General features: G+C 43.8%; 30 protein-coding genes and 1 riboswitch. Of the genes, 20 read left to right on the top strand and 10 right to left on the bottom strand.

Annotation, left to right across the window (positions count from 1 at the left end; all coding sequences use genetic code 11):
• Positions 1–94: 94 nt before the first annotated feature.
• Entirely contained in the window at positions 95–748 is a 654-nt protein-coding gene (locus FU659_RS01285; RefSeq protein ID WP_147945862.1) for a helix-turn-helix domain-containing protein, read from the bottom strand.
• 173 nt (positions 749–921) lie between these two features.
• Here FU659_RS01285 and FU659_RS36760 point away from each other — a divergent pair, with 173 nt between their 5' ends.
• The 10 genes from FU659_RS36760 (at position 922) to FU659_RS01240 (ending at position 10,564) form a co-directional block, all read left to right on the top strand.
• A complete protein-coding gene (locus FU659_RS36760; RefSeq protein WP_261807544.1) occupies positions 922–1,329 on the top strand; it encodes a hypothetical protein in 408 nt (135 codons plus the stop codon).
• Between the two features lie 43 nt (positions 1,330–1,372).
• The gene (locus FU659_RS01280; RefSeq protein ID WP_261807543.1) at positions 1,373–2,959 is read left to right on the top strand and encodes a glycoside hydrolase family 15 protein; all 1,587 of its coding nucleotides are present in this window, start codon (positions 1,373–1,375) and stop codon (positions 2,957–2,959) included.
• A gap of 27 nt (positions 2,960–2,986) precedes the next feature.
• Positions 2,987–4,147, top strand: a complete 1,161-nt coding sequence (locus FU659_RS01275; RefSeq protein ID WP_147945861.1) for a glucose 1-dehydrogenase — start codon at positions 2,987–2,989, stop codon at positions 4,145–4,147.
• A 133-nt stretch (positions 4,148–4,280) separates the two neighbouring features.
• The gene (locus FU659_RS01270; RefSeq protein ID WP_147945860.1) at positions 4,281–4,700 is read left to right on the top strand and encodes a disulfide oxidoreductase; all 420 of its coding nucleotides are present in this window, start codon (positions 4,281–4,283) and stop codon (positions 4,698–4,700) included.
• 86 nt (positions 4,701–4,786) lie between these two features.
• Positions 4,787–5,788, top strand: a complete 1,002-nt coding sequence (locus FU659_RS01265) for a polysaccharide deacetylase family protein (protein ID WP_147945859.1) — start codon at positions 4,787–4,789, stop codon at positions 5,786–5,788.
• Between the two features lie 97 nt (positions 5,789–5,885).
• Positions 5,886–6,695 carry a glutamate racemase gene (gene racE, locus FU659_RS01260; protein ID WP_147945858.1) on the top strand — a complete coding sequence of 270 codons (810 nt, stop codon included), beginning with the start codon at positions 5,886–5,888 and terminating at the stop codon, positions 6,693–6,695.
• A gap of 135 nt (positions 6,696–6,830) precedes the next feature.
• Positions 6,831–7,718, top strand: a complete 888-nt coding sequence (locus FU659_RS01255; protein WP_261807542.1) for a M14 family metallopeptidase — start codon at positions 6,831–6,833, stop codon at positions 7,716–7,718.
• Positions 7,719–7,833: 115 nt separating this feature from the next.
• Entirely contained in the window at positions 7,834–8,043 is a 210-nt protein-coding gene (locus FU659_RS01250) for a hypothetical protein (RefSeq protein ID WP_147945857.1), read from the top strand.
• Positions 8,044–8,143: 100 nt separating this feature from the next.
• The gene (locus tag FU659_RS01245) at positions 8,144–8,815 is read left to right on the top strand and encodes an HlyD family secretion protein (protein WP_147945856.1); all 672 of its coding nucleotides are present in this window, start codon (positions 8,144–8,146) and stop codon (positions 8,813–8,815) included.
• Positions 8,816–8,827: 12 nt separating this feature from the next.
• Positions 8,828–10,564 carry a DHA2 family efflux MFS transporter permease subunit gene (locus FU659_RS01240; protein ID WP_147945855.1) on the top strand — a complete coding sequence of 579 codons (1,737 nt, stop codon included), beginning with the start codon at positions 8,828–8,830 and terminating at the stop codon, positions 10,562–10,564.
• Positions 10,565–10,612: 48 nt separating this feature from the next.
• Here the strand turns inward: FU659_RS01240 and FU659_RS01235 are convergent, their stop codons facing one another.
• The 6 genes from FU659_RS01235 to FU659_RS01220 form a co-directional block, all read right to left on the bottom strand.
• Positions 10,613–10,795: a DUF2524 domain-containing protein gene (locus FU659_RS01235; RefSeq protein WP_147945854.1), complete on the bottom strand. Its 183-nt coding sequence runs from the start codon at positions 10,793–10,795 to the stop codon at positions 10,613–10,615.
• 253 nt (positions 10,796–11,048) lie between these two features.
• The gene (locus tag FU659_RS35020; RefSeq protein WP_187273838.1) at positions 11,049–11,219 is read right to left on the bottom strand and encodes a hypothetical protein; all 171 of its coding nucleotides are present in this window, start codon (positions 11,217–11,219) and stop codon (positions 11,049–11,051) included.
• A gap of 125 nt (positions 11,220–11,344) precedes the next feature.
• Positions 11,345–11,476, bottom strand: a complete 132-nt coding sequence (locus tag FU659_RS36755; RefSeq protein WP_261807541.1) for a hypothetical protein — start codon at positions 11,474–11,476, stop codon at positions 11,345–11,347.
• 130 nt (positions 11,477–11,606) lie between these two features.
• Positions 11,607–12,719, bottom strand: a complete 1,113-nt coding sequence (gene ytvI, locus FU659_RS01230) for a sporulation integral membrane protein YtvI (protein WP_147945853.1) — start codon at positions 12,717–12,719, stop codon at positions 11,607–11,609.
• An 18-nt stretch (positions 12,720–12,737) separates the two neighbouring features.
• Positions 12,738–13,484, bottom strand: a complete 747-nt coding sequence (map, locus tag FU659_RS01225; protein WP_147945852.1) for a type I methionyl aminopeptidase — start codon at positions 13,482–13,484, stop codon at positions 12,738–12,740.
• Between the two features lie 37 nt (positions 13,485–13,521).
• A complete protein-coding gene (locus tag FU659_RS01220; protein WP_147945851.1) occupies positions 13,522–13,881 on the bottom strand; it encodes a winged helix-turn-helix transcriptional regulator in 360 nt (119 codons plus the stop codon).
• A 203-nt stretch (positions 13,882–14,084) separates the two neighbouring features.
• On the opposite strand from FU659_RS01220, the gene FU659_RS01215 reads away from it, so the two are divergent.
• Together FU659_RS01215 and FU659_RS01210 are read left to right on the top strand one after the other, a co-directional pair.
• The gene (locus tag FU659_RS01215; RefSeq protein WP_147945850.1) at positions 14,085–14,387 is read left to right on the top strand and encodes an iron-sulfur cluster assembly accessory protein; all 303 of its coding nucleotides are present in this window, start codon (positions 14,085–14,087) and stop codon (positions 14,385–14,387) included.
• Positions 14,387–14,608 (top strand): YuzB family protein, encoded by a 222-nt coding sequence (locus tag FU659_RS01210; RefSeq protein ID WP_147945849.1) that lies wholly within the window; start codon positions 14,387–14,389, stop codon positions 14,606–14,608. The genes FU659_RS01215 and FU659_RS01210 overlap by 1 nt, the downstream gene beginning before the upstream one ends.
• Positions 14,609–14,658: 50 nt before the next feature.
• Here the strand turns inward: FU659_RS01210 and FU659_RS01205 are convergent, their stop codons facing one another.
• The 3 genes from FU659_RS01205 to FU659_RS01200 form a co-directional block, all read right to left on the bottom strand.
• Positions 14,659–15,153 (bottom strand): glutathione peroxidase, encoded by a 495-nt coding sequence (locus tag FU659_RS01205; protein WP_147945848.1) that lies wholly within the window; start codon positions 15,151–15,153, stop codon positions 14,659–14,661.
• A 369-nt stretch (positions 15,154–15,522) separates the two neighbouring features.
• Positions 15,523–15,654 (bottom strand): DUF1731 domain-containing protein, encoded by a 132-nt coding sequence (locus FU659_RS38160; protein ID WP_315971255.1) that lies wholly within the window; start codon positions 15,652–15,654, stop codon positions 15,523–15,525.
• Complete coding sequence (locus FU659_RS01200) at positions 15,651–16,403, bottom strand: TIGR01777 family oxidoreductase (RefSeq protein WP_315971254.1); 753 nt, start codon at positions 16,401–16,403, stop codon at positions 15,651–15,653. The genes FU659_RS38160 and FU659_RS01200 overlap by 4 nt, the downstream gene beginning before the upstream one ends.
• A gap of 109 nt (positions 16,404–16,512) precedes the next feature.
• Here FU659_RS01200 and FU659_RS01195 point away from each other — a divergent pair, with 109 nt between their 5' ends.
• The 8 genes from FU659_RS01195 to FU659_RS01165 all read left to right on the top strand — a co-directional run bounded on the left by FU659_RS01195 (position 16,513) and on the right by FU659_RS01165 (position 23,603).
• Positions 16,513–17,532 carry a glycine-rich domain-containing protein gene (locus FU659_RS01195; protein WP_147945847.1) on the top strand — a complete coding sequence of 340 codons (1,020 nt, stop codon included), beginning with the start codon at positions 16,513–16,515 and terminating at the stop codon, positions 17,530–17,532.
• 889 nt (positions 17,533–18,421) lie between these two features.
• Positions 18,422–19,645 (top strand): MDR family MFS transporter, encoded by a 1,224-nt coding sequence (locus tag FU659_RS01190; protein ID WP_147945846.1) that lies wholly within the window; start codon positions 18,422–18,424, stop codon positions 19,643–19,645.
• A gap of 97 nt (positions 19,646–19,742) precedes the next feature.
• Positions 19,743–19,835, top strand: a riboswitch (cyclic di-GMP riboswitch).
• Between the two features lie 102 nt (positions 19,836–19,937).
• Positions 19,938–20,243, top strand: coding sequence for a hypothetical protein (locus tag FU659_RS01185; RefSeq protein WP_147945845.1), 306 nt, complete (start codon positions 19,938–19,940; stop codon positions 20,241–20,243).
• 233 nt (positions 20,244–20,476) lie between these two features.
• Positions 20,477–21,391 carry an exopolyphosphatase gene (locus FU659_RS01180; protein WP_147945844.1) on the top strand — a complete coding sequence of 305 codons (915 nt, stop codon included), beginning with the start codon at positions 20,477–20,479 and terminating at the stop codon, positions 21,389–21,391.
• Between the two features lie 79 nt (positions 21,392–21,470).
• The gene (gloA2, locus tag FU659_RS01175) at positions 21,471–21,869 is read left to right on the top strand and encodes an SMU1112c/YaeR family gloxylase I-like metalloprotein (protein WP_147945843.1); all 399 of its coding nucleotides are present in this window, start codon (positions 21,471–21,473) and stop codon (positions 21,867–21,869) included.
• Complete coding sequence (locus FU659_RS36750) at positions 21,856–21,984, top strand: hypothetical protein (RefSeq protein ID WP_261807540.1); 129 nt, start codon at positions 21,856–21,858, stop codon at positions 21,982–21,984. The genes gloA2 and FU659_RS36750 overlap by 14 nt, the downstream gene beginning before the upstream one ends.
• Before the next feature lie 246 nt (positions 21,985–22,230).
• Complete coding sequence (locus FU659_RS01170) at positions 22,231–22,671, top strand: hypothetical protein (protein ID WP_147945842.1); 441 nt, start codon at positions 22,231–22,233, stop codon at positions 22,669–22,671.
• Positions 22,672–23,048: 377 nt separating this feature from the next.
• Entirely contained in the window at positions 23,049–23,603 is a 555-nt protein-coding gene (locus FU659_RS01165; RefSeq protein ID WP_261807539.1) for a helix-turn-helix domain-containing protein, read from the top strand.
• The last annotated feature ends 35 nt before the right edge of the window (positions 23,604–23,638 follow it).

Below are 23,638 nucleotides of genomic sequence, written 5' to 3'. Positions count from 1 at the left end.
TCTACACATAATTAAACCCACATTAAATAAACGAATAAAAGGAGGCAAAAGTTTCAGTTTTCGCTGAAATTTCCTCCTTTATTTGTAAATGTAGTCAAATAGGCCGTTTCAGAGGTGAGAACAGAGAATCCGAGGCTGCTTTTCGATCAAATTGAAAGTTTAAGCCCATACCGGTGTTGCGGGCTACACTGCTTATAATCTGTTCATGATACTTCTTCTGACGAATAGCGGCGATGACGACATATTTGCCAATGCCTAAAGAATCAAAATATAGTTTCCCTTCTCTTTCTATATATTTTTCAACGAGATTCAGATTGACGAATAAGTCGGTATCCATTTTTTTAAACCCTTGGTCCTCTAAGTTATCTAGAAAATGACTGAAATCTAACAAGGAATTGACGCTTCTGTTCAATTTCTCGGTTTGGGTATGGTAGGTTATTTCTTTGGCACTGACTTCGATATAAAGGACATTATGCACAGGTAGCTGATCCTCTGCAAGAGGAAGGTCTTCTTTTTCAAGATAACCTGCTTTTTCCATGAGCTCTGTATAAGAGAATTTATAGGCATCTGAAAGCTTTCTCAAAGTGACGGGAGAAGGTTTTATTTTTTCATTCGTCGAGCGGTTTCGCTGTAATTCCAAGTCACGAATATAAGCATGCGAAAGTCCGCTTTTATGAGCAGCTTCACGCAATGACATTTTACCTCTAAGGCTTTCTAAAAATTTTCCGAATCCTTCAAATTGCTGCATAATGAATCCCTCCATATGTTACATATTGTAATCGAATTATGATGATTTGAACATGGATAAAGCATAAATTGGTAGCAATTACCTCGATTACTCTCAAAGATGATGTCATGCATATTTAAGCCTCTTACAAGGTAAATTAGAAGCAACATCTTGGTTGGAAAGAGGTTGATGATATGGCAAGAGATTTACCGATTGGGAATGGGAATGTCCTTATTAATTTCGATGCTGCTTATAATATTCGTGACATGTATTACCCTTTAGTAGGTCAGGAGAATCAATCTAGTGATCATCTCTCACATTTTGGCGTTTGGTGTGAGGAAGAATTTTTTTGGATTGATCATCCGGAAGTATCTCAAAATCTTAATTACTTGGAGGATTCGCTGGTAACGAACACGATCTGCAGTCATGACCGTTTAGGTTTAAGTCTTAATTTTCGCGACGGTGTTGATGTTCAACAAAATGTGTTTTTACGTAAGGTTAGTGTGGAAAATCGCTTTGATACGGAGCGTCAGATCAAATTATATTTTCACTTGGATCTGCAAATCTATGGAAATGGCATTGGAGATACCATATTTTTTTGACCCGGAGCTGCATTCACTTATATTTTATAAAGGTCATCGGTATATGTCATTATCTTGCTTATCTCCGGATACGGAAAAAGCGATGCCAAGCGGTTATGCAACAGGTCAAAAAGGAGTTAACGGTCTTGAAGGAACTTGGCGTGATGCAGAGGATGGGAATCTGGGCGGGAATCCAATTGCCCAAGGCTCAGTCGATGGTGTTATCGAATTAACGATGATTATTCCTCCAAAAAGCAAGAAGGATGGTTGGTTTTGGATATGTTTTGGACGTAGTAAAGCTGAAGTTGAAAGACTGGAGAGATTGCTTCGAACCGCCACTCCCCAAGCCTTATTACAGCGTACCCATGATTATTGGTTAAAGTGGGTCAATCAGGATGCTCATCAACTGTCTCTCTTGAAGCCGGATATAGCGTCGTTTTACAAAAGAAGCCTCTTGATAACCAGAACAAATATTGATAATCGAGGCGCTATTATCGCTGCCAACGATTCGGATATCTTGAAATTTGCCAGAGATACATATTCTTATATGTGGCCGCGTGATGGTGCGTTGGTTTCTCATGCTCTAGATCGAGCAGGCTACTATGAATTATCCAGGAAATTTTTTGACTTCTGTATGAAGGTGCTGACGCCCGAAGGTTATCTTATGCATAAATATAACCCGGATGGTTCAGTGGGTTCCAGCTGGCATCCTTGGGTGAACGGACAAGGAAATAAACAGCTGGCCATACAAGAAGATGAAACAGCACTCGTTCTGTATGCCATGTGGCATCATCATAAGTTGGCGGGCACGATGGATAAATCGCTTGAGGATTACGAGAAATTCGTCAAGCCGGCAGCCGATTTTCTTGTTCATTATCGCGATGCGTCAGGACTCCCTTTGCCTTCCTATGACTTATGGGAAGAGCGATATGGCGTATTGGCTTTCACTGTAGCATCCGTGTACGCAGGACTGATTGCTGCTTCCAGATTCGCCGAATATCACCAAGATAAAGCGCGCTCCATCTATTATGCAGATACCGCGGCTCAAGTAAAGAAGGCTGCAGAACAGCAGCTTTATGCAGAAAATGAGAAGCGCTTTTTGCGTGCTTTATACTGGAATGATGAAACAAGCGCTTATGTACCTGACTATACATTAGATATGAGTATGTATGCATTATTTGATTTTGGATTATTTGAACTGGAAGATCCCCGCATGGTGGTGACGATGCAAATTCTTAAACAAAAATTGTGGGTAAATACCGATATCGGAGGTATCGCCCGTTATGAGAACGACTATTATCATCAGGTAACGAATGATATTGCTAAGGTACCGGGTAATCCTTGGTTTATATGTACGCTTTGGTATGCTGAGTGGCTTGTGGCCTCCTCGAAAACAGTTCAAGACTTAGTAGAAGCGGAAAATTTAATGCGTTGGGCTATTCAGCATGCTTCGCCTTCAGGTGCGATGGCTGAGCAAGTGCATCCTTTCACAGGGGAAGCCATGTCGGTTTCACCACTAACGTGGTCCCATGCTTCCTTCATCAAAGTGACGCAGGAGTATTTGTCCAAAATCAAACAGTTGACTTCGAAGGGAACCAAACAAGCCGTGGATGCAAGTGAAGATAAAGTACTTGAACCTGTTGTTCAGTAATTCGTTAATTGGAAGGAGACGTATCAGATGAAAGCGATTCGACTGAAGGACCTCAGGCAGGGGAATCCTTCCATCAGACTGGAAACAATAAATAATCCCCTACTTTCACATCCACAAGAAGTGATTGTGAAGGTATTGGCTGTAGGACTAGATGGTACGGACAAGGAGATATTGCAGGAAAAATATGGCGTGCCACCGCTGGGCGAAGATGATTTGACGACGGGTCATGAATCCCTTGGCGTTGTTGCTGAAGCTGGGGCTGAAAGCGGCTTTACCGTAGGAGATCTCGTCACCGCAATCGTTAGACGGCCTTGCAAAAATCTTGTCTGCGTTAATTGCCGCAATGGTCGCGCGGACTTTTGCCAAACAGGGGAGTATGTAGAGCGGGGAATTAGAGGGGCTCACGGCTTCCTCTCTGAGTTCTATAAAGAAGAGGGACGATATCTTGTGCAGGTCCCGACTGAGCTGCTGAAACATGGTATGCTGGCGGAGCCGCAAAGTATCGTTGAGAAAGTGTGGGATCAAGTCCTGAGGATTCAGCAAAGGTTGATTTGGGAGCCGCAGACCGCGCTGATCCTTGGCTCAGGGCCGCTGGGATTGCTGGCTGCGATGACCTGCCGATTACTGGGACTGGACGTGTATGTTTGGTCCATGTCACCACCCGAGAGTCTGCAAGCGCAGCTTGTGAAGGACACCGGAGGCATTTATCAGCAAGCCGGCGCAGCAGGAGGCCCAGAGACGTTGACGGCGTATGCGAAAGCAATCAACAAGCCGTTTGACTTAATCCTCGAATGCACGGGCTACAGCCCGCTTGCTTTCGAGGCTATGTCCATTCTAGCGCCTAATGGAGTGTTGGCGCTGCTCGGTGTGACGCCGGCGGACCGGAAGCTGGAGATTGGGTCAGACAAGCTGAACCACAGCATGGTGCTTGAAAACAAATGCGTGATGGGTTCCGTGAATGCATCACGCAAAGATTTTGAGACGGCCATCTACCGTCTGCAGCAGATGGAGAAACAAGTGCCTGGCTGGTTGGACCGCTTGGTTACCAATCGAATGAAGCTGGAGGATGTGCCGCAGCTGGATTTCAAAACGATTCCCATTAAAGCGGTAGTGGATATCGTTCCTGTTGAGCAGTGGAGCAGTTTAGTCAAACAAACGAAAGAAGTCGCTTATAGCTTCTCGGTATAACGCTCATAAGTGGTTGTGCAGGTTATCTGCTCAGCCACTTTTTCATTCCTGCTCCGTAGAGAGTCTCACTCCTCTTCATAGACTTCCGATCTGAATTTTTCTATAATAAGGGAGAAGGGGAGGACAAGATCACATGTCGAAAAAATGGTTAAGAGATAATGGGATGCATCTATCCTGGTTAATTGCTTTACTTGCTACACTAGGAAGCTTATATTTCTCGGAGATCATGCATTTTTTACCTTGTAAATTATGTTGGTATCAACGTATTCTGATGTATCCACTTGTGATTATTTTAGGGATCGCCGCGGTGCGCAGAGACTATAAGCTTACGATTTATGTTCTGCCGCTTACTATTTGGGGAGCTTGTATTTCAATTTATCATGTTTTACTTCAAACCGGTGTCTTCCATGAATCAGCAACTTCATGCGGACCTGTTCCTTGTGATACGGATTACATCAATTGGTTGGGCTTCATTACGATCCCTATGCTAGCTGGGACAGCCTTTATTCTGATTACGATTCTTCAATATTTGACATATCGCGCTACGAAATAATGTGGCTTGATAACAATTGGGCAGGTAATTTGTCCGGCACTGTCGAAATGAATACGTGAGTATTCAACATAAACGAGGTGCTAATTATGACTCCAATTACCAAAAGTGCTGCACTGCTGATCGCGCTTAGCGCAACATTGATCGGTTGTGCAGACCAAAGCCTGCTTTCCTCACCATCCGATAAGTCTGTTCCCGCGGCAGCAACTGCAACGCCCGGGCCCACCAGTAAACCGTCAACGCCAACTCCTCAACCAACAGCTACAGCTACACCTATACCTACTCCTCAACCAACGGTTATTCCAAGTGCTACACCGAAGCCATCGGCGCCAACGAGTTCGACATCAACCCCGAAGCCTGTTGTCGTAGGGGATTACAACAAAACGAAAAACACCACTGCCGACCGTGTCCCGTACTCTTGGTATTATATGAAAAAGAAGACAGGGCAAGTCCCTGATTTCCCTAAAGAAACTAAATCCTTCACAGAAGATCAGAAGGCGGTTTGGGTGGGAACAGGAAAGAAGGTCTATCTCACCATTGATGCTGGTGGACCTTTGATTGAAGTTGACCTTATGCTCAAATCACTGAAGGAAAATGGTGTAAAAGCAAATTTCTTTATTTCCGGAAATAACATTAAGAAAAATCCCGATTATTTAAAAAAGGTCGTCGCAGATGGCCATTTTATTGCCAATCATACCATGACGCATAATGATTTCAATGAGATGACCGATGATCAGATTCGCAAAGAAATTACTGATTTCGAAGCGCTGTATAAACAGCTCACAGGCAAGGAATTGGAAAAGTATTTCCGGTTTCCATTTGGCCATTATAATATGCATAATTTAAGTCTGGTGTCCTCAATGGGTTATACATCCGTTTTCTGGTCTACGGCAATGAAGGATTGGGAGCCAAGGAAAAACGGGGCTGAAGATCCATATAATGACATCATGAATAATTTGCACGATGGCAATGTCATTCTGATGCACCAGGGGTCTGAAGAAAACATGCAGGCGCTGGACCGCATCTGTAAAGAGATTAAGAAAAAGGGATATGAATTCGGACTTGTGAATGAACTCGAGTCTAATAAATAGAATCTGATTAGTAAACCTAGGTACCTTTGAGTTTGGACGCTCATATTCTAACCATGAGGGTTTCGAACTCATTAATCGGCAAAGGAAGCGTATATGTGTGCAGCAAGCGATAGCCGTACTGGACTCCGGAGTCGGAGGATTAACTGTAATCAAAGAAGTCATGAGACAGCTTCCGCAAGAAAAAGTCATTTACTTCGGGGATACTGCCAGAAGTCCCTATGGACCTCGACCGGCTGAGGAAGTTCGCGCATTCACCATGCAAATCGTTGATTACTTAATTCAATATGATCCTAAAATGATTGTCATTGCGTGTAATACGGCGACAGCTGCTGCTATAAAAGAAATTCGCACACATGTGTCAATACCAGTGATCGGTGTAATTTCACCAGGAGTCAGAGCGGCTATTAAATCTACACGAAGCGGTGTGGTTGGGGTTATCGGAACAGAAGGTACGATAAGGAGCAGGGCTTATGAGCAAGCATTAATGTCGATTTCACCTTCGATCCAGGTATTTAGTGAACCCTGTCCCTTGTTGGCTCCTCTTGTAGAGAAGGGACTTTTCGGTGAGGATCGTACGCAATCGGTCGTGGAACAATCGCTCAGAAAGCTTATTGGCAAACCTATTGATTGCTTGATCCTGGGCTGTACCCATTATCCATTTCTTGCGAAGGAAATTTCACGTGTTATGGGTCCCCATGTAGCTATAATCTCTTCCGCAGACGAAACGGCTAGAGAGATCAGCACCATTTTATCCGATCGTGGCATGTTGGCCACGTCAGGCCAGCTTCCTATCCACCAATTTTTTTGCAGCGGAGAGCCTGAATTGTTTAAGCAAATCGCTAAAGATTGGCTTAAGGAACAAATGTTTATAGTCCCTGTTGTTTGGCAAGTTCCTCGAATTATTTGAATCCTTTACCAAGTACCCCCCTCAATTCGAGGGGGGTTTAATATTTGCCATTTTTCATTCGAATGTGTTCAAGCTGGCGGGCATACTCATAAAGTTACCAATACATTTTCTGGGAAGTTGTGGGGTGGGGATAACTTGGACGGGTACGATTATGGCTATGATCATGAAAGATTGTGTGGGGAACTGAACCGTTTAGGCAAGATCTATCCTTTACTTCGGATAGAAACGATTGGTGAGAGTGTGATGGGCAAATCTATTCCTCTTGTTTGCATTGGGGCAGGAACGAAGCACATTCATTTTAATGCCTCTATGCATGCCAATGAATGGATAACAACACCACTTCTCATGCAGTTTGTAGAAGACTTAACGTGCTCATATGCCAGAGGAACTGCGTGGCAAGGCAGCAATATCAGGCGGCTGTTGTCTGAATATACGCTTTGGGTTGTGCCGATGGTAAATCCGGACGGTGTGGATCTCGTGCTTCATGGGGCTACAGAAGAGTATTCCCACAGAGAAACGTTGCTGGCGTGGAACAAAGGCTCAATGGATTTCAGCCAGTGGAAAGCGAACATTCGTGGTGTTGACCTCAATGACCAGTTCCCGGCTCATTGGGAGGAAGAAGCTAAACGAAGGGGAGAATCATATCCGGGTAGGCGTGATTACGGAGGCGAGGCCCCGCTAACGGAACCAGAGGCTATCGCCCTGGCACAGTTTACGGAAAGTATTTGCTTTGAACTGGTGGTTGCGCTGCATACACAAGGCAGAGAGATTTACTGGAATTATCGCGATTACGAGCCTCCAGAATCGGAATGGATGGCAGAGCGATTAGCGCTAGCCAGCGGTTATCAAGCAGTGAAGCTGACGGAAAGTGACGCGGGTTACAAAGACTGGTTTATTCAACAGTTTCGTCGACCGGGATTTACCGTTGAAGTCGGTTTTGGTGTTAATCCCTTGCCCGTCCAAACTTTTGCCGCGCTGTATGAAGAAATCGTCCCTATTTTGCTCACAGCAATGGAAGTGTAGCGTAATGTCACTATATTGTCTTTAGACAAGTCCAAACAACTTGATCTTGCTGTCCAAGAACCGTTCCACCCACGTTTCATATACTAATGACAGGAAACTGTTGGGAGGCGTGGGTATGGCACCTAAAGGAAAGAGCAGCAAAGTATCCAAAAAGAAAGAGCTTTCATCCAGAGCGCAATACACGATGCGAATTGTTGAATCGTCAACTTGTGCGGTTTGCAAGCAGCAATGCACAAGAGGGCTGCGATATTTAGCCATGATGTCAGAGCCCGGAGCCGTTGGCAAAGGAGTTCCGTGTATACTGACCAGAAGAAAAATCCATTAATTGGTATAGAAGAGGGTACTCTTGTAGGTACATACAAGAGTACCCTCTTTTTAACGTCCACATATTCCTTTTTTTAGTTGGGAATATTATTGCTGTTGGTATGAAATCCACAGAAAGGGCGGTTGATCCATTGAAAGGCACGGTAAAAATGATTGTTTTGAACATAGTGCTCCTTATCGTTCTCGTGGGGGGAGCCGCACTTGGTTACTATTTCTACAATCGATCGATTAATTATTTGTCGACGAATAACGCCCAAGTAACTGGTGAGCAGATTATTGTTGCCTCTTCCGTTGCCGGGAAGTTAACCGATTGGTATGGTGAAATAGGTAAGAAATATACACAAGGAGAACGAATAGGCACTGTCTTGACATCGACAGGCACAGTAGAGGTAACAGCGCCTAAGAGTGGTACCATTGTCCAGCAGAGTGCTGTAGTGAATGCTGTAGTGTCACCGGGCAGTCCGCTTGCTTATTTGTACGATTTCGATCGTTTATGGGTGAGCGCGAATGTCAAAGAAACCGATCTGAATGATGTCAAGATTGGACAAGCTGTAGACATTTATATCGATGCATTCCCTGGGACAACATTGAATGGGAGAGTGGAGAAGATGGGTCTGACGACAGCTGGCACCTTTTCGTTAATGCCAGCTTCGAATACGAACGGGAATTATACAAAGGTTACCCAGGTTATCCCCGTTACCATTTCATTGGAGGGCAATCGTGGGTTAGGCATTATCCCGGGTATGAGCGTGACGGCTCGCATCCATAAGTAAGGGAGCGATTACATGAATGCTTATATGATTGGCTACGGACTATTCAGCCTGCTAATATTGTTTGTGTCGAATTGGCTGTTCGTCCGCCAAAGAAGGCATAAGGTCGCTACTCCGGCCGGGAACTATACCCCGATTGCTGAGCCATCCAAAACGCTAGTGGAAATGTCAGAGGAATTGAGCGGCCAATTTCATGAAGAGCTCGGATCAGACTCGCCAAAAAAATCGACGCGAGGGGCGGAAATCAAAGTCGGTCAACTATTAACCGTTTTGATGCTTGGGGCGTTCGTCTCCATCTTGAATCAGACGCTGATTAATGTAGCCATTCCCCATATCATGACGGATTTCAATGTATCAGCGAATGTGGTTCAATGGCTCACAACAGGATATATGCTGGTGAATGGGGTCATGATCCCGATAACCGCTTTTCTAATTGAACGATATGGGTCACGTTTCATGTTCCTTACGGCGATGGTCTTATTTACAGCCGGGGCACTTATCTGTGCGCTTGCGCCTAATTTCTCCATTCTCATGGCTGGCAGAGTTGTACAAGCCTCGGGTGCTGGCATTATTATGCCGCTCATGATGACGGTATTCTTGACTGTGTTTCCGCCTGAGAAACGGGGAAGTGCAATGGGGACGATGGGGATTGCGATGATTTTCGCCCCAGCGATCGGGCCTACCTTATCCGGGTGGCTCGTACAAACTTACACATGGCGGCTACTCTTCTATATTGTGCTGCCGATTGGCATTATTGATATCCTTTTGGCGTTTTTCCTAATGGGGAATGTGACGAAGATGTCAAAAGTGAAATTCGATTTCTGGGGCTTTTTGTTTTCAACCGTTGGTTTTGGAGGGTTATTATTTGCCTTTAGTGAAGCCGGATCTGCCGGATGGCTGAGCATTCGCGTCCTAGGAACGATGCTGCTGGGGATTGTTAGCTTAATTCTCTTCGTTTGGCGCGAGCTCACTGTCAAGGAACCGATGATCGACTTACGCGTTTTCACATACAACATCTTTACACTCACCACTATCGTTAGCTCGATTATCAATATGGCGATGTTCGCCGCCATGATTCTGTTACCGATCTATTTACAAAATATCCGCGGATTTACACCACTCGCCTCAGGCCTGCTGCTGCTGCCGGGAGCGATCCTAATGGGAATCATGCAGCCGATTGCCGGAATGATTTTCGATCGAATTGGCGTTCGGTTACTGGCTATTGTTGGTTTGCTCATTACAACCGTCACCACGTGGGAGTTCAGTCAATTGACCGCGGATACGACCTATAATCATATTCTGCTCCTTTACTGTCTACGGATGTTCGGTATGTCCTTCATGATGATGACCATCATGACAGAAGGGATGAATCAGCTGCCGAGGCATTTACATAGCCATGGAACGGCGATGTCGAATACCTTGCGGCAAGTTGCAGGTTCTCTGGGGACTGCTCTCTTAGTAACCGTCATGAGTTCACGCGCAGACTTCCATTTGGGAAATAAAAGCAACAGCTTCATCTCCACAAACCCATATATTGTAGGTGAAATAAGCAGGCTTGGGCACGGAATAGCGGCCATGGCTCACATTCCTGTTGAAGCAGGGAACAAGCTGATATCGACCCTTTTGTACGCAACTGCGGTCAAGGATTCAACGATTAATGGGATCAACGATGCCTTCTTGATTGCTACAGGGATTACAGTGGTTGCGCTCGTATTCTCTTTTTTCATTCGTCGCGTCAAGCAGCCTTCGTAGAGCGAATAGAAAAGTCCAAGCCCTATATAGTAAGGGCTTGGACTTTTTTCAATGGCGGATAGAGCACTTGTTTTCAATAAAATGAACTTGGTTTTCGAGCCGATTGAGTTGCTCTTGTTCCTCTTGGGTAGTCGCTCCGCGACTATTGAACTGCTCAATCTCTTGCTTCAGGCTGTGCAGATCGGAGCCTGCATTCGCACAATCATAGTTGCTTTCCAAGTGATCGATCATAGGCCCGTTTCCTCACCTTCATTGATTATTTTTATTTTCTTACTGCTTCTGTCATCAGTGCGAGTGGTTGTATTCTGATTGGCATGGCCTTGCTGTTTGTGACCGGACATAGGATTTTCACTCCTTTTCATTTCACATTTTAAGGTGCGAGTTTATTATGAGCATCTGACTTTTTTGATACGGCAAAAATAAAAGCCCCGAGCGATTATGATCAACATAATCGTTCAAGGGCTAATCCGTGGTCCAACAATTATTAATGGTTGGGAGCCAGCAATTTATCTTCTAAAGTTTGTTTAAGCTTCTTGATGGCATCCGTTTCTAGCTTGTGATTTTGGTTGAATTTAGCACCCGTCAATGCAAGCGCTTCCTTAACAGTCATCTGAACATTAATAATTTCTTCGCCTTGTGGGAAATTGTTGCTCATTTTCATCACTCCTATGTCAACTTTTTGAAGTGGAAACCTTGATTTGTCGCACTTTCAATATAACATACCATGTAAGGTTAAGCAAGGGTTAATAAGACCTAATTTATTGGAAACTATGTCGGATTTTATGTTTGAGGATCACAGATGAGGGCCTCCATATGGCCGTGTATAGCCGTCTGTTGCAGCTCGCTCGGCAAGATCCCTGTCGCTGTGCAAAGTGCCGCTCCTGCGCCGGCAGACTCGTCAGTGGACGGCATACGTCGCCATGACGCAGTCTTCGAATAATTCCTGAGCGACGACATCATGGCCCCATATCGATTTATCGCAAAATGCATCGTGTTTAGAAACGAAAAAAACGCTGAAATCCGATTTGGATTTCAGCGTTTTTTAAGGTCCGTTATAAGGAGGTCTGCCTTCGACATACTCATCTTCCGGTTTATGAATCCAGCGTTTCAAATAGCCTTGTGTGCTCAAAGCTTTAATTAAAATGATTAAAACAGGAGATAGAATTACACCTGCAAAACCGAATAACGAGAGCGATACAATCATAAAGGCTAACGTAGTGAAGGCTGATACGCCTAGTGATTCTCCGGTAATCTTCGGTTCCATGATCTGTCTGACGAGAATAACAACGGCAAGAATGACGCTGAGCCAAATCGCAAGTGTCGTATTGCCGACTATAAACAGGTAGATGATCCAGGGAATGAACAATGTGGATACGCCAAGCAGCGGCAGCACATCGAAGATAGCGGATAAGAGCGAAATCGAGAAGGCGTTATTGACGCCTAAAAGAAGCAGGGCGATAAAGATGACAATAAACGTCAAGGAAATAAGCTTTGCTTGTGCTTTTATGTAAGAGACAATTCCTTTTACGACATTTTCCTTCAGGAAGAAAAACATGTTCTTGAAGGTTCTTGGTGTTTTTTCACTGGCAAGACGTTTCCAAGAATCGATTTCAATACTAAGGAAATACGCCAAAATGATACCGACAGCGAAATTAAACATAAAGGTTGAAAAGGACGTAAGCGAGTTAACCAACCCTAATAACAAAGTAATGATGAATCTTGAAGCATTGCCTGCAAATTGCCCTGCGTATTCTTTGGTTTTCGTAATCACATCAGGCGGCAGTGTTTGGAATTTATCATTCAGGTCGCTAATTCTTTGTACAATTTGTTCATTGAAAATCGCTTGATAATCATCTATTTTACCAACAAAACTCATGATCTGGCTGGTGAAAATGACGACTGCGCCGGCAAGCGCACCAAGGATAACAAGGACGAACAGCAGTGTGGAAATCGCCGAGGCAATTGACTTTCTCATTCCCTTGCGATGTAAAAATCCAGCCAAAGGCTCGATCATCATGAAGATGATCAGAGCCAGGAAGATAGGCGTGGCTATGCGGTATAAATAGCTGAATGCCAGCATGAATAAATAAACTGTGAGAACGATAAGCGCAATATCAAAGACTGTCCTCCAATATTTCTTATAAAAAGAAATCATACGGCCCCCCGAGAATGTTTATTGTTCGGTTAAAATAATCGGTCCTTGACTGGTAATGGCGATCGTATGCTCATATTGAGCAGATAGGCTGCCGTCAAATGTTCGTGCAGTCCACCCATCTGAATCCACTTTGGAATGGTATTTGCCTACATTAAGCATAGGTTCGATCGTGAAGACCATACCTTCTTTGATGCGAGGTCCTTTGCCCGCAGGTCCATAATGTGGGACTTGTGGTTCTTCATGCATTTCCGATCCAATCCCGTGACCGATAAAATCTCTGACTACAGAAAAACCTTGCGATTCCGCATACACCTGAATAGCATGGGAGACATCTCCGATACGATTGCCAGGGATCGCTTGCTCGATGCCTTTGTACAAAGATTCCTTGGTCACTCGCAGTAATTTCTCGGCAATTGGCGAGATTTGTCCAACGGCGTAAGACCAGGCAGAGTCTGCTAACCAGCCGTCGATGCGCACGACCATGTCGATGGTCACAATATCTCCATCATTCAGCGGCTCTTTTTTCGGAAACCCATGGCAAATCACATCGTTGACAGATGCGCAGGTTGCATAGGGATAACCATGGTATCCTTTTTGCTCTGGCGTTGCTCCGTGCTTAGTAAGGAAAGCTTCAACGAATTGATCAATTTCCCAAGAAGTAATTCCGGGACGTATCATGTTGGCGATCTCTTTATGGCAATCGGCCAAGATGCGGCCTGCTCTGCCCATTTTTTCAATTTGCTCTTTCGTTTTGATGGTGATCATCAAGTTCCACTCCTCTGATAAAATCCTTAAATAATCATTATGTCCATTTGGCGGACCACAGCTTCATCTCTTTTAATATTTGATGCAAATCCTCGCCTTTAGGTGTCAATGTGTACTCTACGGTTACGGGTACCGTCGGATAGGCCATCCGCTCCAATACACCATGTTCTTCAAGATGGCGAAGCGTATCGGTTAGGGATTTAGGGCTGATTCCTATGATTTGACGCTGCAGCTCACCGAATCTACGGGTTCCGGAAAACAACTCACGCAGTACAAGAAATGCCCATTTTCCGCCAATAACCTCAATGGTTCGTTCAATTGAGCACGCAATTTCTTTAGGTACTTTGGGTACATAATTGCTAAGTGGAGCGACTTTCTCATTCTCTAGGGTAGACATAAGATCGCTTCCTTTCAAATAGGGTTTATGTACACTAACGTACAGGTAAGTTAGTTACCTGCTTGTAGGTAGTGGTAATTATTCTCACTACTATGTATTTTAAAGTTCAATGGTCAAATTAGCAATAGTAAGCACAGGAGGTTGATTTCGTGCCTTAGATTCTTTACAATGAAAATAAAAAATGTTTCAGGAGATGTGTACATATGAACGTCAAAATTTCTCGTAACGCAGCAAAAGTACTTCAATTAGAACTTGAAAAAGAAGAAAACAAAGATTTGCTAGTTCGCGTACAAGTGACTCATTCACATGGGGACCATGCTCATTATGGATTGGGTCTTGACGATAAATCGGCTAACGATGTCGTTGTAAGCACAGATAAAGGTATTGATGTGTTGTTAGATAAGGACGAGCCGCTGCTTGATGGCATCCGTATTGACTATTTCTACACACCAGAAGAAGGTTTCATGATCACAAACCCAAGCAAGGGGAATCACGGGGATCACTAATGGCGAATGATATTCGCATTTGTGATAAATGCAAACATATGAAAGTGAAGTCTGCCCTTTCAAAAATTAATGCTATTGCACCTGACGCTGATGTTAAAGTTGCCTGCAAATCCTATTGTGGTCCATGTTCCAGATTTGCTTTTATATTTATTAACGGACGATATGTTACTGCAGCAACGGAAGACGAAGCGATTGAAAAAGTCAAAAAATATGTTAAATAACATAAAAAGCATCCTACCACGTAAATGAGTGGTATGGATGCTTTTTAGTTTTAGGCATGAACGGCTGATTTCTCCAGCAGCTTGCGCACTTGATTCTCTAATTTGCTTGGCGATGTTGTCGGGGAGAAGCGTTTAATCACATTGCCTTGCTGATCGACAAGGAACTTGGTGAAATTCCATTTGATGCCTGAGCCGAATAGTCCGGAAGCATGCTGCTTTAAATAACGGTAAAGTGGATGGGCGTCAGCACCGTTCACATTAATTTTGGAGAATAAGGGGAAATTAACGCCGAAATTAATTTGACAAGCTTGCTCTACCTGAGCGTCATCTCCGGGCTCTTGGTCTTTAAACTGATTGCAAGGAAATCCAAGTACCGTAAAGCCCTGATCCTTATATGTGTCATGCAGCTCTTGAAGTCCCTTGAATTGAGGAGCAAATCCGCATTTCGTAGCCGTATTCACAATAAGCAATGCTTGACCTTTGTAATCGGCAAGGGACTTTTCTTCACCGCGGATCGTACGAACCGTAAAATCATGAACGTTCAAAAGGATCACCTCTTCTATAATTATTTCACACAAATTAATTGTACACAATTTTTAGTGTGTTGAACAGAAGTTTTTTGTTTACGATATATTTATGTAGACCTGATATTCCACGCATATATAAACAGTATGCTGATCCTTAAGCAAGTTTAAAATAATGGAGGGTTCCTATGAAAAGATTTTTTAGAAGAAAACGGCTGCTTGTTGTGCTTGCAGCACTTTGTGCTGTCTCCACAACAACGGTCGTTTACCCAGGACAAACAGCGTCATAAGCAATTGAAGTCGAGTTTCAGACGAATGATTCTCTGCATAAGCAGATATGCAAAACCCAGATCATCGAGGGGATCTCGAAGCTCTAGGTTTCCTTTTTGTTTATACGATATCGATTAAAGCTTGATCAATCTGTGCGTAATGAAACGTAAATCCATGCTCTAGCAGCTCACGCGGAAGTACTTTCTGACCTTCCAAAAGCAGGGTGGATAACTCGCCGAAAATCAGTTTCATGACGAATGCAGGAAGCGGGAAAAAGTTCGGCCTATGCATGACTTCGCTAATACTCGTCCGAATTCTTTATTCGTTACAGGATTCGGTGCTGTTCCATTGACAGGACCAACAATTGCCTCGTTTTGGATACAGAAATCAATCAGTCTTACCATGTCATCGATGTGAATCCAGGAAAGCCACTGTTTACCGTTTCCTATAGGTCCACCGATTCCTAGTTTGTAAGGCATTGCCATCGACGGGAATGCGCCTTCTTTGCCGTCGAGAACAAGTCCTACGCGGACTTTCACTATGCGCGGCCCCTTGATCCCATCTGCCGCACGCTCCCATTGCTCAACAACGCCTGAAAGAAAATCAACGGACCGATGCGGGCTTCGTTCGTCAAAAGTTTCCGTTTCCGACGTTCCATACACAGACATGCCAGAAGCATTCACAACGACCTTTGGCTTGACTTCCAAACTTTCTACGAGCTGTGCCACTTGCGCGGCAGCTTGAGTGCGAGACTGTACGATCCGTTCCTTGGCCTTCGCCGTCCAACGCTGATTAATCGATTCTCCAGCTAAATTCACGATGGCGTCTAAGCCTGCCAACTCGGAAGGATTTGTCTTTAATTGCTCCCAAGTCAGGGTGCGTGCATGTTGAATAGTCTTAGGGGAGCGGGAAATATTGATCACTTCATGATTTTGCTGATGGAAGTAGGCAATCAATCGTTTCCCGATAAAACCACTGCCCCCTGTTACGGCTATTTTCATCCTAAAGCACCTCCTTTTCATCATTATAGGGCTCCATACAATGTTTTCCAACTTCCGTTATTCTTCCCCTAACAGTTATGTGTTATATTGGAAAAAGGGAGGGATTCATATGTTTCGTTTTTTATTTCGAAAATCACCCAAGCCAACTAAACGCCATCGTTTCGGGAATTCCAAAGCTGCCTATCGCGCTTCGGATCTGCCCCAAGGTCTTGGTTTAATAGATGATATTCCATTGGAACCTGTGGTGGCCAGACTTCACCAATCACTTCCGCCAGATTATGTGGAAAGACTCCACTATCGTGTGAAAACAGCGAATCCAGCCATGACAGATGATGAGTTTGCCTGTAAATGGTTTGAACTAAAGCGATTTTTTCTTATGAATATTATTTTGAAAAGAACTCCGATGTTTAGCAGTGAGATCGATGACATATGGCATGAAATGCTGATGTTTACGAGAGAATACCAGCGATTTGGCGATCAGTTTGCCGGTGGTGTGATCCATCACTCGCCAGAACGCGAGCCCAAACAGATGCCTGGCGAACGTGCATGGTTTGATTGGGTGTATGCGCACTTGTTTACATTCGCGCCATCAAGTGCACGCTGCTGGAATGGTTTCTTTCGTAATCCACTTGATACGGAGCGAACAGATTTACTGCGAGTGGGCAATGAGGCAGAGATTGCAGAGCGTTGGTTTGATATGGAACAGGCAAAGCGGTACCCTGAAGTCGCAGAGACGATTCAAATTCTTGTCGCACAAGCTATTCATGAAGCCAGGCATGCAGCGAGCAGCCGAGACTTTGAGGATACGGGCTGGAGAAATCCAGTCTCAACGCCTAACAGCATGGTGTATCTTGCTGGAGCGATGATGTTTTTCTCCATCACAGATAATAACGGCTACAATCAGAGCATGAATACAATATTTCCGGAGAGCAATCCGGATGTGCAGAGACAACAGGAAAGCAATTGTTCAACCTCCGGATGCGGCAGTTCGGGAAGTGATAGCAATGGGGATCAGGGGGGCAGCACTGGAGATACCGGCTCAGGGAGCAGCTGCAGCAGCGGTTCTTCCTGCTCGTCTGGGTCCAGCTGTTCTTCGGGATCCAGCTGCGGATCTGGTTGCAGCAGTTAGGTGACACAGGAACAGTGGTTATGGTTGTTACATTCAGCTTATGTATGCAATCACGGCAAGTGTGCTTGTTAACGCTCTAATCGCTGGTTTATTAGGTTATCAAACATATGGATGAATGCTGTTCGGCGTTGGGACACTAAGCTGGCTTATTCTTGATTCTGTGCTCTTACAGCAGCTTATGAAAGAATCGTGTGATCAGAGAGCTTATATGTATGACAGCTCCTATTTGCAGTGGCGCAAAATTGGTCGAAAATAAAGAGGTCAACCTAGGAGGTTGACCTCTTATTTTGTTTTGCCCGTTGCAGTTACATCAACTTCTGAAAGTCCCCTTGTTAAATCTGGAGGGTGAGGCGCAGGAAAATTTAAAATAAACAAGGTGAAATCATTTTATTTGGGCTCAACATCGAATCGGTGTTGGTGAGAGGAAAGAGAGTTCGATGAACGGACTATATAGCCGTTATTTTAGTTTTGGATGACCTGTTTGGGATTGAGCCGGACATCAGTGACGCTATTTGAGGAATAAGGGGCGGATATTTACAATTTCACTGCCCTTAACGGCACGTATGTCCGCTTACAGGCGAATTTGGGGATTTAATTGCGAATAACGGCTGCTGAGTCCGTTTAACTATTCAATCGTTCTACCAATCGTAGTTGAAACGCTCAGATCGGAATTCTCATGGAGCATTCGTACCTAATTGCTTAAAGTTAAGCAATCTATTTAAGGGGATCCTTTATTACTGCAGGAATTCATACAAACTGACAAAGACATAAACAATCTGGCGTTATTTTAGTATTTTGGACACGTTTTATCCATTTTCGTGTATAATTGGGCTTCGAGGTTTTTTTTAAACCTTCGGTTAATTAAATCATTGACAGGAGTTCGTTTATCATGAATCGGTTGCGTGGTTTTATTGGATCCTATCATCCTATCGTACTGACGTTAATTCTCGGTACCGTTATGGCGCGAGCAGCATCGTCTATGAGCTTGCCCTTTCTTGCTATTTATTTATCCAGACATACATCGATGAGCGCTGTAATGATTGGTGTTGTGATAGGCATGGGGGCTTTGGCAGGAACAGTAGGCGGATTTGTCGGTGGCACACTATCAGACCGATTCGGAAGACGGAGCATCATGCTTATAGCGCTTTTTGGTTGGGCGTTTGTTTTCACCGGTTTTGCATTGGTTACGCTGCCGGTCTGGTTTATGCTGCTCAATATGATGAACGGGCTGTGCCGTTCATTCTACGAACCTGTATCACAAGCTTTAATGGCTGATCTCACGGAACCGGCCAAAAGACTTAAAGTGTTCTCCATGCGGTATATGGCGATCAATGTAGGTGTTGCGGTGGGGCCTCTCTTGGGCGCCTTCTTTGCCACTTTGAACGGGTCATTGCCTTTTCTTCTAACAGGAGTCATTTATTTTGTTTATGCGGTTGCTCTTTATATTCTTCTCATCACTTTCGGGATCAAAAAGATTGAAGGCGAGAAGAAATCACCGGTTACTTTCGGTTCGGCTATAAAGGTGATTCGCAGCGATATGACGTTTCGGTTTTACATCTTCGGAGGAATCATTGGCGCCATCGGCTATTCTCAGGTTATGGTCACTCTTTCGCAGTATTTGGAACACAGCTTCACCGATGGCGTGAAAATGTTCGCGATCCTCATGAGTGTGAACGCCATTGTGGTGATTGCTTTTCAAATACCGTTTACGCGTATTGCTGAGAAGTATACGCCGTTTATGGCCATCGCGTTCGGCAATCTCATGTTCGCATTAGGTGACATTGGCTTTGCCTTCTCTCATTCGCTCGTTTGGCTGATTCTGTCTATGGCTATATTTACCCTCGGAGAAATATTAAACTATCCGGCAGCTAATATGCTCATTGATAAGCTTGCCCCCGAGCATATGCGAGGCACCTATTTTGGGGCTCAAACCTTGACCAATGCAGGACACTTTATGGGGCCTTGGATTGGTGGATTTTTGCTTGCTTCTTACGGGGGGAACACGCTTTATCTGTGTATGGCTTTACTGACGATGGGCGGCACCTTGTTTTATTGGAACGGAACGAAGCGATTATTTAGGATGAAGAAAACATTAAATGATAGGAATATGTGAAAAATGTCGAAAAAATAGTTCTCTAGAACTATACGATTTCAAAACCACATACCTTATCCTTGAGAGTATAGATTTTTTCGATACTACTTGCCACAAATATCGACAAAGGCAAACCTGGCGAAAGCCAGCGACGCAAAGCTATAGGGGCTTCTTTGTCCTTAACTGGACATTCAGCCAGCCAGCCGCCCAAAGATTGGTTCTTCAACAACTAGAATCCCTCCGGTCGGTCACAAGGTGGGTTTTTTTTCTGTCATAACCAAAAATATAAGAAACGTAAGGAGGTTCTTGCAGTATGCAACCTGAATGGATGCTACATGAAGAACAAAAAGTTACTTCTCTTTGTGGAAATCATATTGCCCGGTTGGTGCCATCCTCGGATGGACCGAAGCTCATGATTAATCGCGAAGAGTACGCCCTCAATGAATCTTGTTGGGATGTTGAAATGTTTCATGGAAGAAGCAACAGCATCTTAATTTTCTATTGGAAGGGCGAAGTTAAGCTTTCTGTGAAAATACCGCCTATCTCGCAAATTGAAGCTTTTTTGAATCGACTATACCAATGTTTAACTTCCAAACTAAGAACAGTTCAGCCCATATAGGCGAACTGTTCTTTTTTTTGTAGATAAGAAAGGATAGGTCTATACGTTTGCTTCGTATCTACCTTGACAAACTCGTTCGTCACTGAAAGACGACGAAGTCGTTAATCCTTTGTACAAAGCTGTAATCAGAATGTAAAGACAAAAGCGTTGTCACAAATCGACAGTAGCTGATATAATAAAATGGTTTAGATTAAGTAGTGCTTAAGAACTACGAATTAGGGGGATACCAGAGCATGAGATTAATCACACGTTCGGATTTCGATGGTTTAGTATGCGCGATGCTGTTTACAAAACTAAACATGGTGGATGAAATGAAATTCGTCCATCCGAAAGATATGCAGGACGGTTTGGTTGAGGTTAATGAGAACGATATTTTGGCTAATGTGCCTTATGTAGCAGGCTGTGGCTTATGGTTCGATCATCACTCCAGTGAATTGGAGAGGATGGGAGAAAAGGTTGACTTTAAAGGGGAAACACGGATTGCTCCAAGTGCGGCGCGAGTCGTTTACGATTATTATGGCGGACAGGCAACGTTCGGAGATATCGATGATATCATGCAAGGTGTAGATAAAGCGGATGCTGCACAGTTCAGTAAAGAAGATATATTGAATCCAAGCGGATGGGATTTACTATCGTTCATCATGGATGCCAGGACTGGACTTGGACGTTACCGTGATTACCGAATTAGTAATTATCAGCTTATGGAAGAGCTTGTCGAGCATTGTGCGACGAAGTCGGTTGCAGAAATCATGGAGCTGCCGGATGTGAAAGAGCGTGTAGCGCGTTATTTTGAATTGGATGTGTTGTACCGTGATATGCTTCAAACGTATACCCGTACGGAGGGCAATGTTATTATTACAGATCTTCGTGATGTGGAAACCATTTATCCGGGGAACCGATTCATGGTTTATGCCCTTTATCCCGAGCAAAATATTTCGATTTGGATTGTCGACGGACGCAATAAACAAAACTGCGTATTCGCCTGCGGTCACAGCATCGTAAACCGTACATCGAAGACGAATATTGGTGCTTTGATGCTTCAAAATGGCGGAGGCGGTCATCATGCAACTGGTACTTGCCAAGTGTCTTATGAACAATCCGAGGAAATTTTGAATAAAATTGTGGAAACGATGAGAGCAGACGGCTAAAATGAAAAAAACATGCCGCAGGAGAGGGAGTTTCCCAGAAATGCGGTTCTAACTAGATGAGTTAAAGAAAGGGAGGAAAATGACTATTCAGCGAATTCACCACGTGGCTGTTATTAGTTCGAATTATGAACGATCCAAGCATTTCTATGTTGATCTGCTTGGTTTGACGGTCATCCAGGAAACCTATCGAGCCGAGAGAGATTCTTACAAGCTCGATTTACGCATCGGGGAGACCCAGCAGCAAATCGAATTGTTTTCTTTTCCGAATCCACCCCTAAGAGTTAATCAACCTGAAGCTCGGGGACTCAGGCATTTGGCCTTTGTTGTATCGAATATGGAAGCAAGCGTTAAAGATCTTGAAAGTAAAGGCATAGCTGTGGAGCCCGTACGAGTTGATCCTATAACTGGCGATTTGTACACTTTTTTCGCAGATCCGGACGGCTTGCCACTGGAGTTGGTGGAACATGGGGACAAATAAGCGCATTCGTACAGAACGAGAGCCGAAGCTGCGTTTCGCCAAAGGCTGCCTATGGAGTGTTGTTATTTCTATCCCGGTATGGGTCTTGTTGATCTGGTTCTTTTTCTTAAAATAAAACCCTCAATCGCTTAACCGAATGCTGGCAAATAGCCGGCATGTCGGAAAGGCGATTGAGGGTTTTGTTGTGATTACTTGATTTCAACCGGCTTGCGCGGCGGGAGTGGGCCAAGACTGGAACAGGTTTACATGCTATATATTACCGATTAATGTTCTCAGAAAACAAAGTCATGTAATTAAGCAAACAGGGCGGGTACTTGAATAAACCTACGGGCAAAATACCTCAAAAAGGAGGTTCTTATTTATGTTTTGGAGGGGATTAAAGAAGCCCATTAAGCTACAGCATTGCGTATTTTTGATTGTACTTATTACTGTTATGTCAGCGTTTAATGAATCTGTGGTAGCAATTCCTAACGTAGGGGAACTAAAGAATATAAGCCCATATGATCCGTATGTTACCCCCCAGGAGAACATAGCTTTGATGAGCCAAGCAATGTTGTTCGATCTTTACACACGAATAGAACGAGCTATCACTTTGAAGTTTGGAGACATTAGAGCTTCATCCTATGACATATCCGGTGTAAGAAAGGATGCACACGGTGGTTTCAATGTAAAGGTAACAGGATATGTGGAGCATGGAGCAGTCGTTGATTATGTTGAAATAGTCTTAGGCTCGCCGCACTTCGGCAGGGGATTAGTAGTAGAAAATATAATAATTACTGGAACTAAAAAAAAAGTAGAATAACAAGAGAGCATATCACGCGGCAACTGCTCTTTTTTTCATTGAGGCAATGGGCAGTTTAATCTGAATTTTCGTGTAATTTATTAGGAATTTTATAAAGTATACTTTATTGGGTGATGTTTAATGGATTATTGATCTTCTGGGGGCAGTTTTTAGCGTGACTGGGGACGTTATTGCATATCTGTTTGGAAAAAATACAAACTAGTTAAACCTCCCCGCTAACGAGGAACGTTTGTTCAATAAACTCTAATGGAAGGCTGCCAGAACAATAGGCAGCCTTTCGCTCACCTAACGGGAGTTTAGTGTAACTACAGTTTTAATCGATTTGTTTTTTATATTGTTATTTTTGTATAATATAATAAACAAAAGGAGGTTATTTCTTGGAAGCGATTCACATCAGGATAGGTCACAACTTGCAACGTGTGAGGAAGCAAAGGCAGTTAAGCTTAGATAAAGTGGCAGATTTAACTGGGGTTAGTAAAGGTATGCTACATCAAATCGAGCGAGGGGACACACAGCCAACAGTAACCACCGTTTGGAAAATTGCTACGGGACTTCATATTTCTTTTTCAGCCCTAATTAAAGACGACGAATCTACAATAGCAATCGTTAATCGAAAAGAAGTACCAGATATAACGGAGGATAACGGTAATTGTCTAGTCTATTTATTATTTCCATTCAATCCGCAAACTCAAATTGAAATTTTCACAATTGTATTAAAACCTAAAGGAAACTATGTTTCCACACCCCACAATGAAGGTGTCCAAGAGTACATTACTGTTGTTACAGGGGAATTTAAAATCATGGTTAGGGATGACGAGTATACCCTGCATACAGGAGGTGCTATACAGTTTGCAGGAAACGTTACACACAAATATATAAATGACACGGATGAAGATGTCATCCTACAAGTTGTCATGCATTATCCAGAATAGTAAAACTGATATGTAATTCATGATGTGATAAGGAA

Source organism: Paenibacillus sp. N3.4, from assembly GCF_008017805.1.
In the GTDB taxonomy this organism is placed as follows: domain Bacteria; phylum Bacillota; class Bacilli; order Paenibacillales; family NBRC-103111; genus Paenibacillus_E.
The sequence above is the reverse complement of the archived record's forward strand: the minus strand, read 5'-3'. Positions and strand labels throughout refer to the sequence as shown.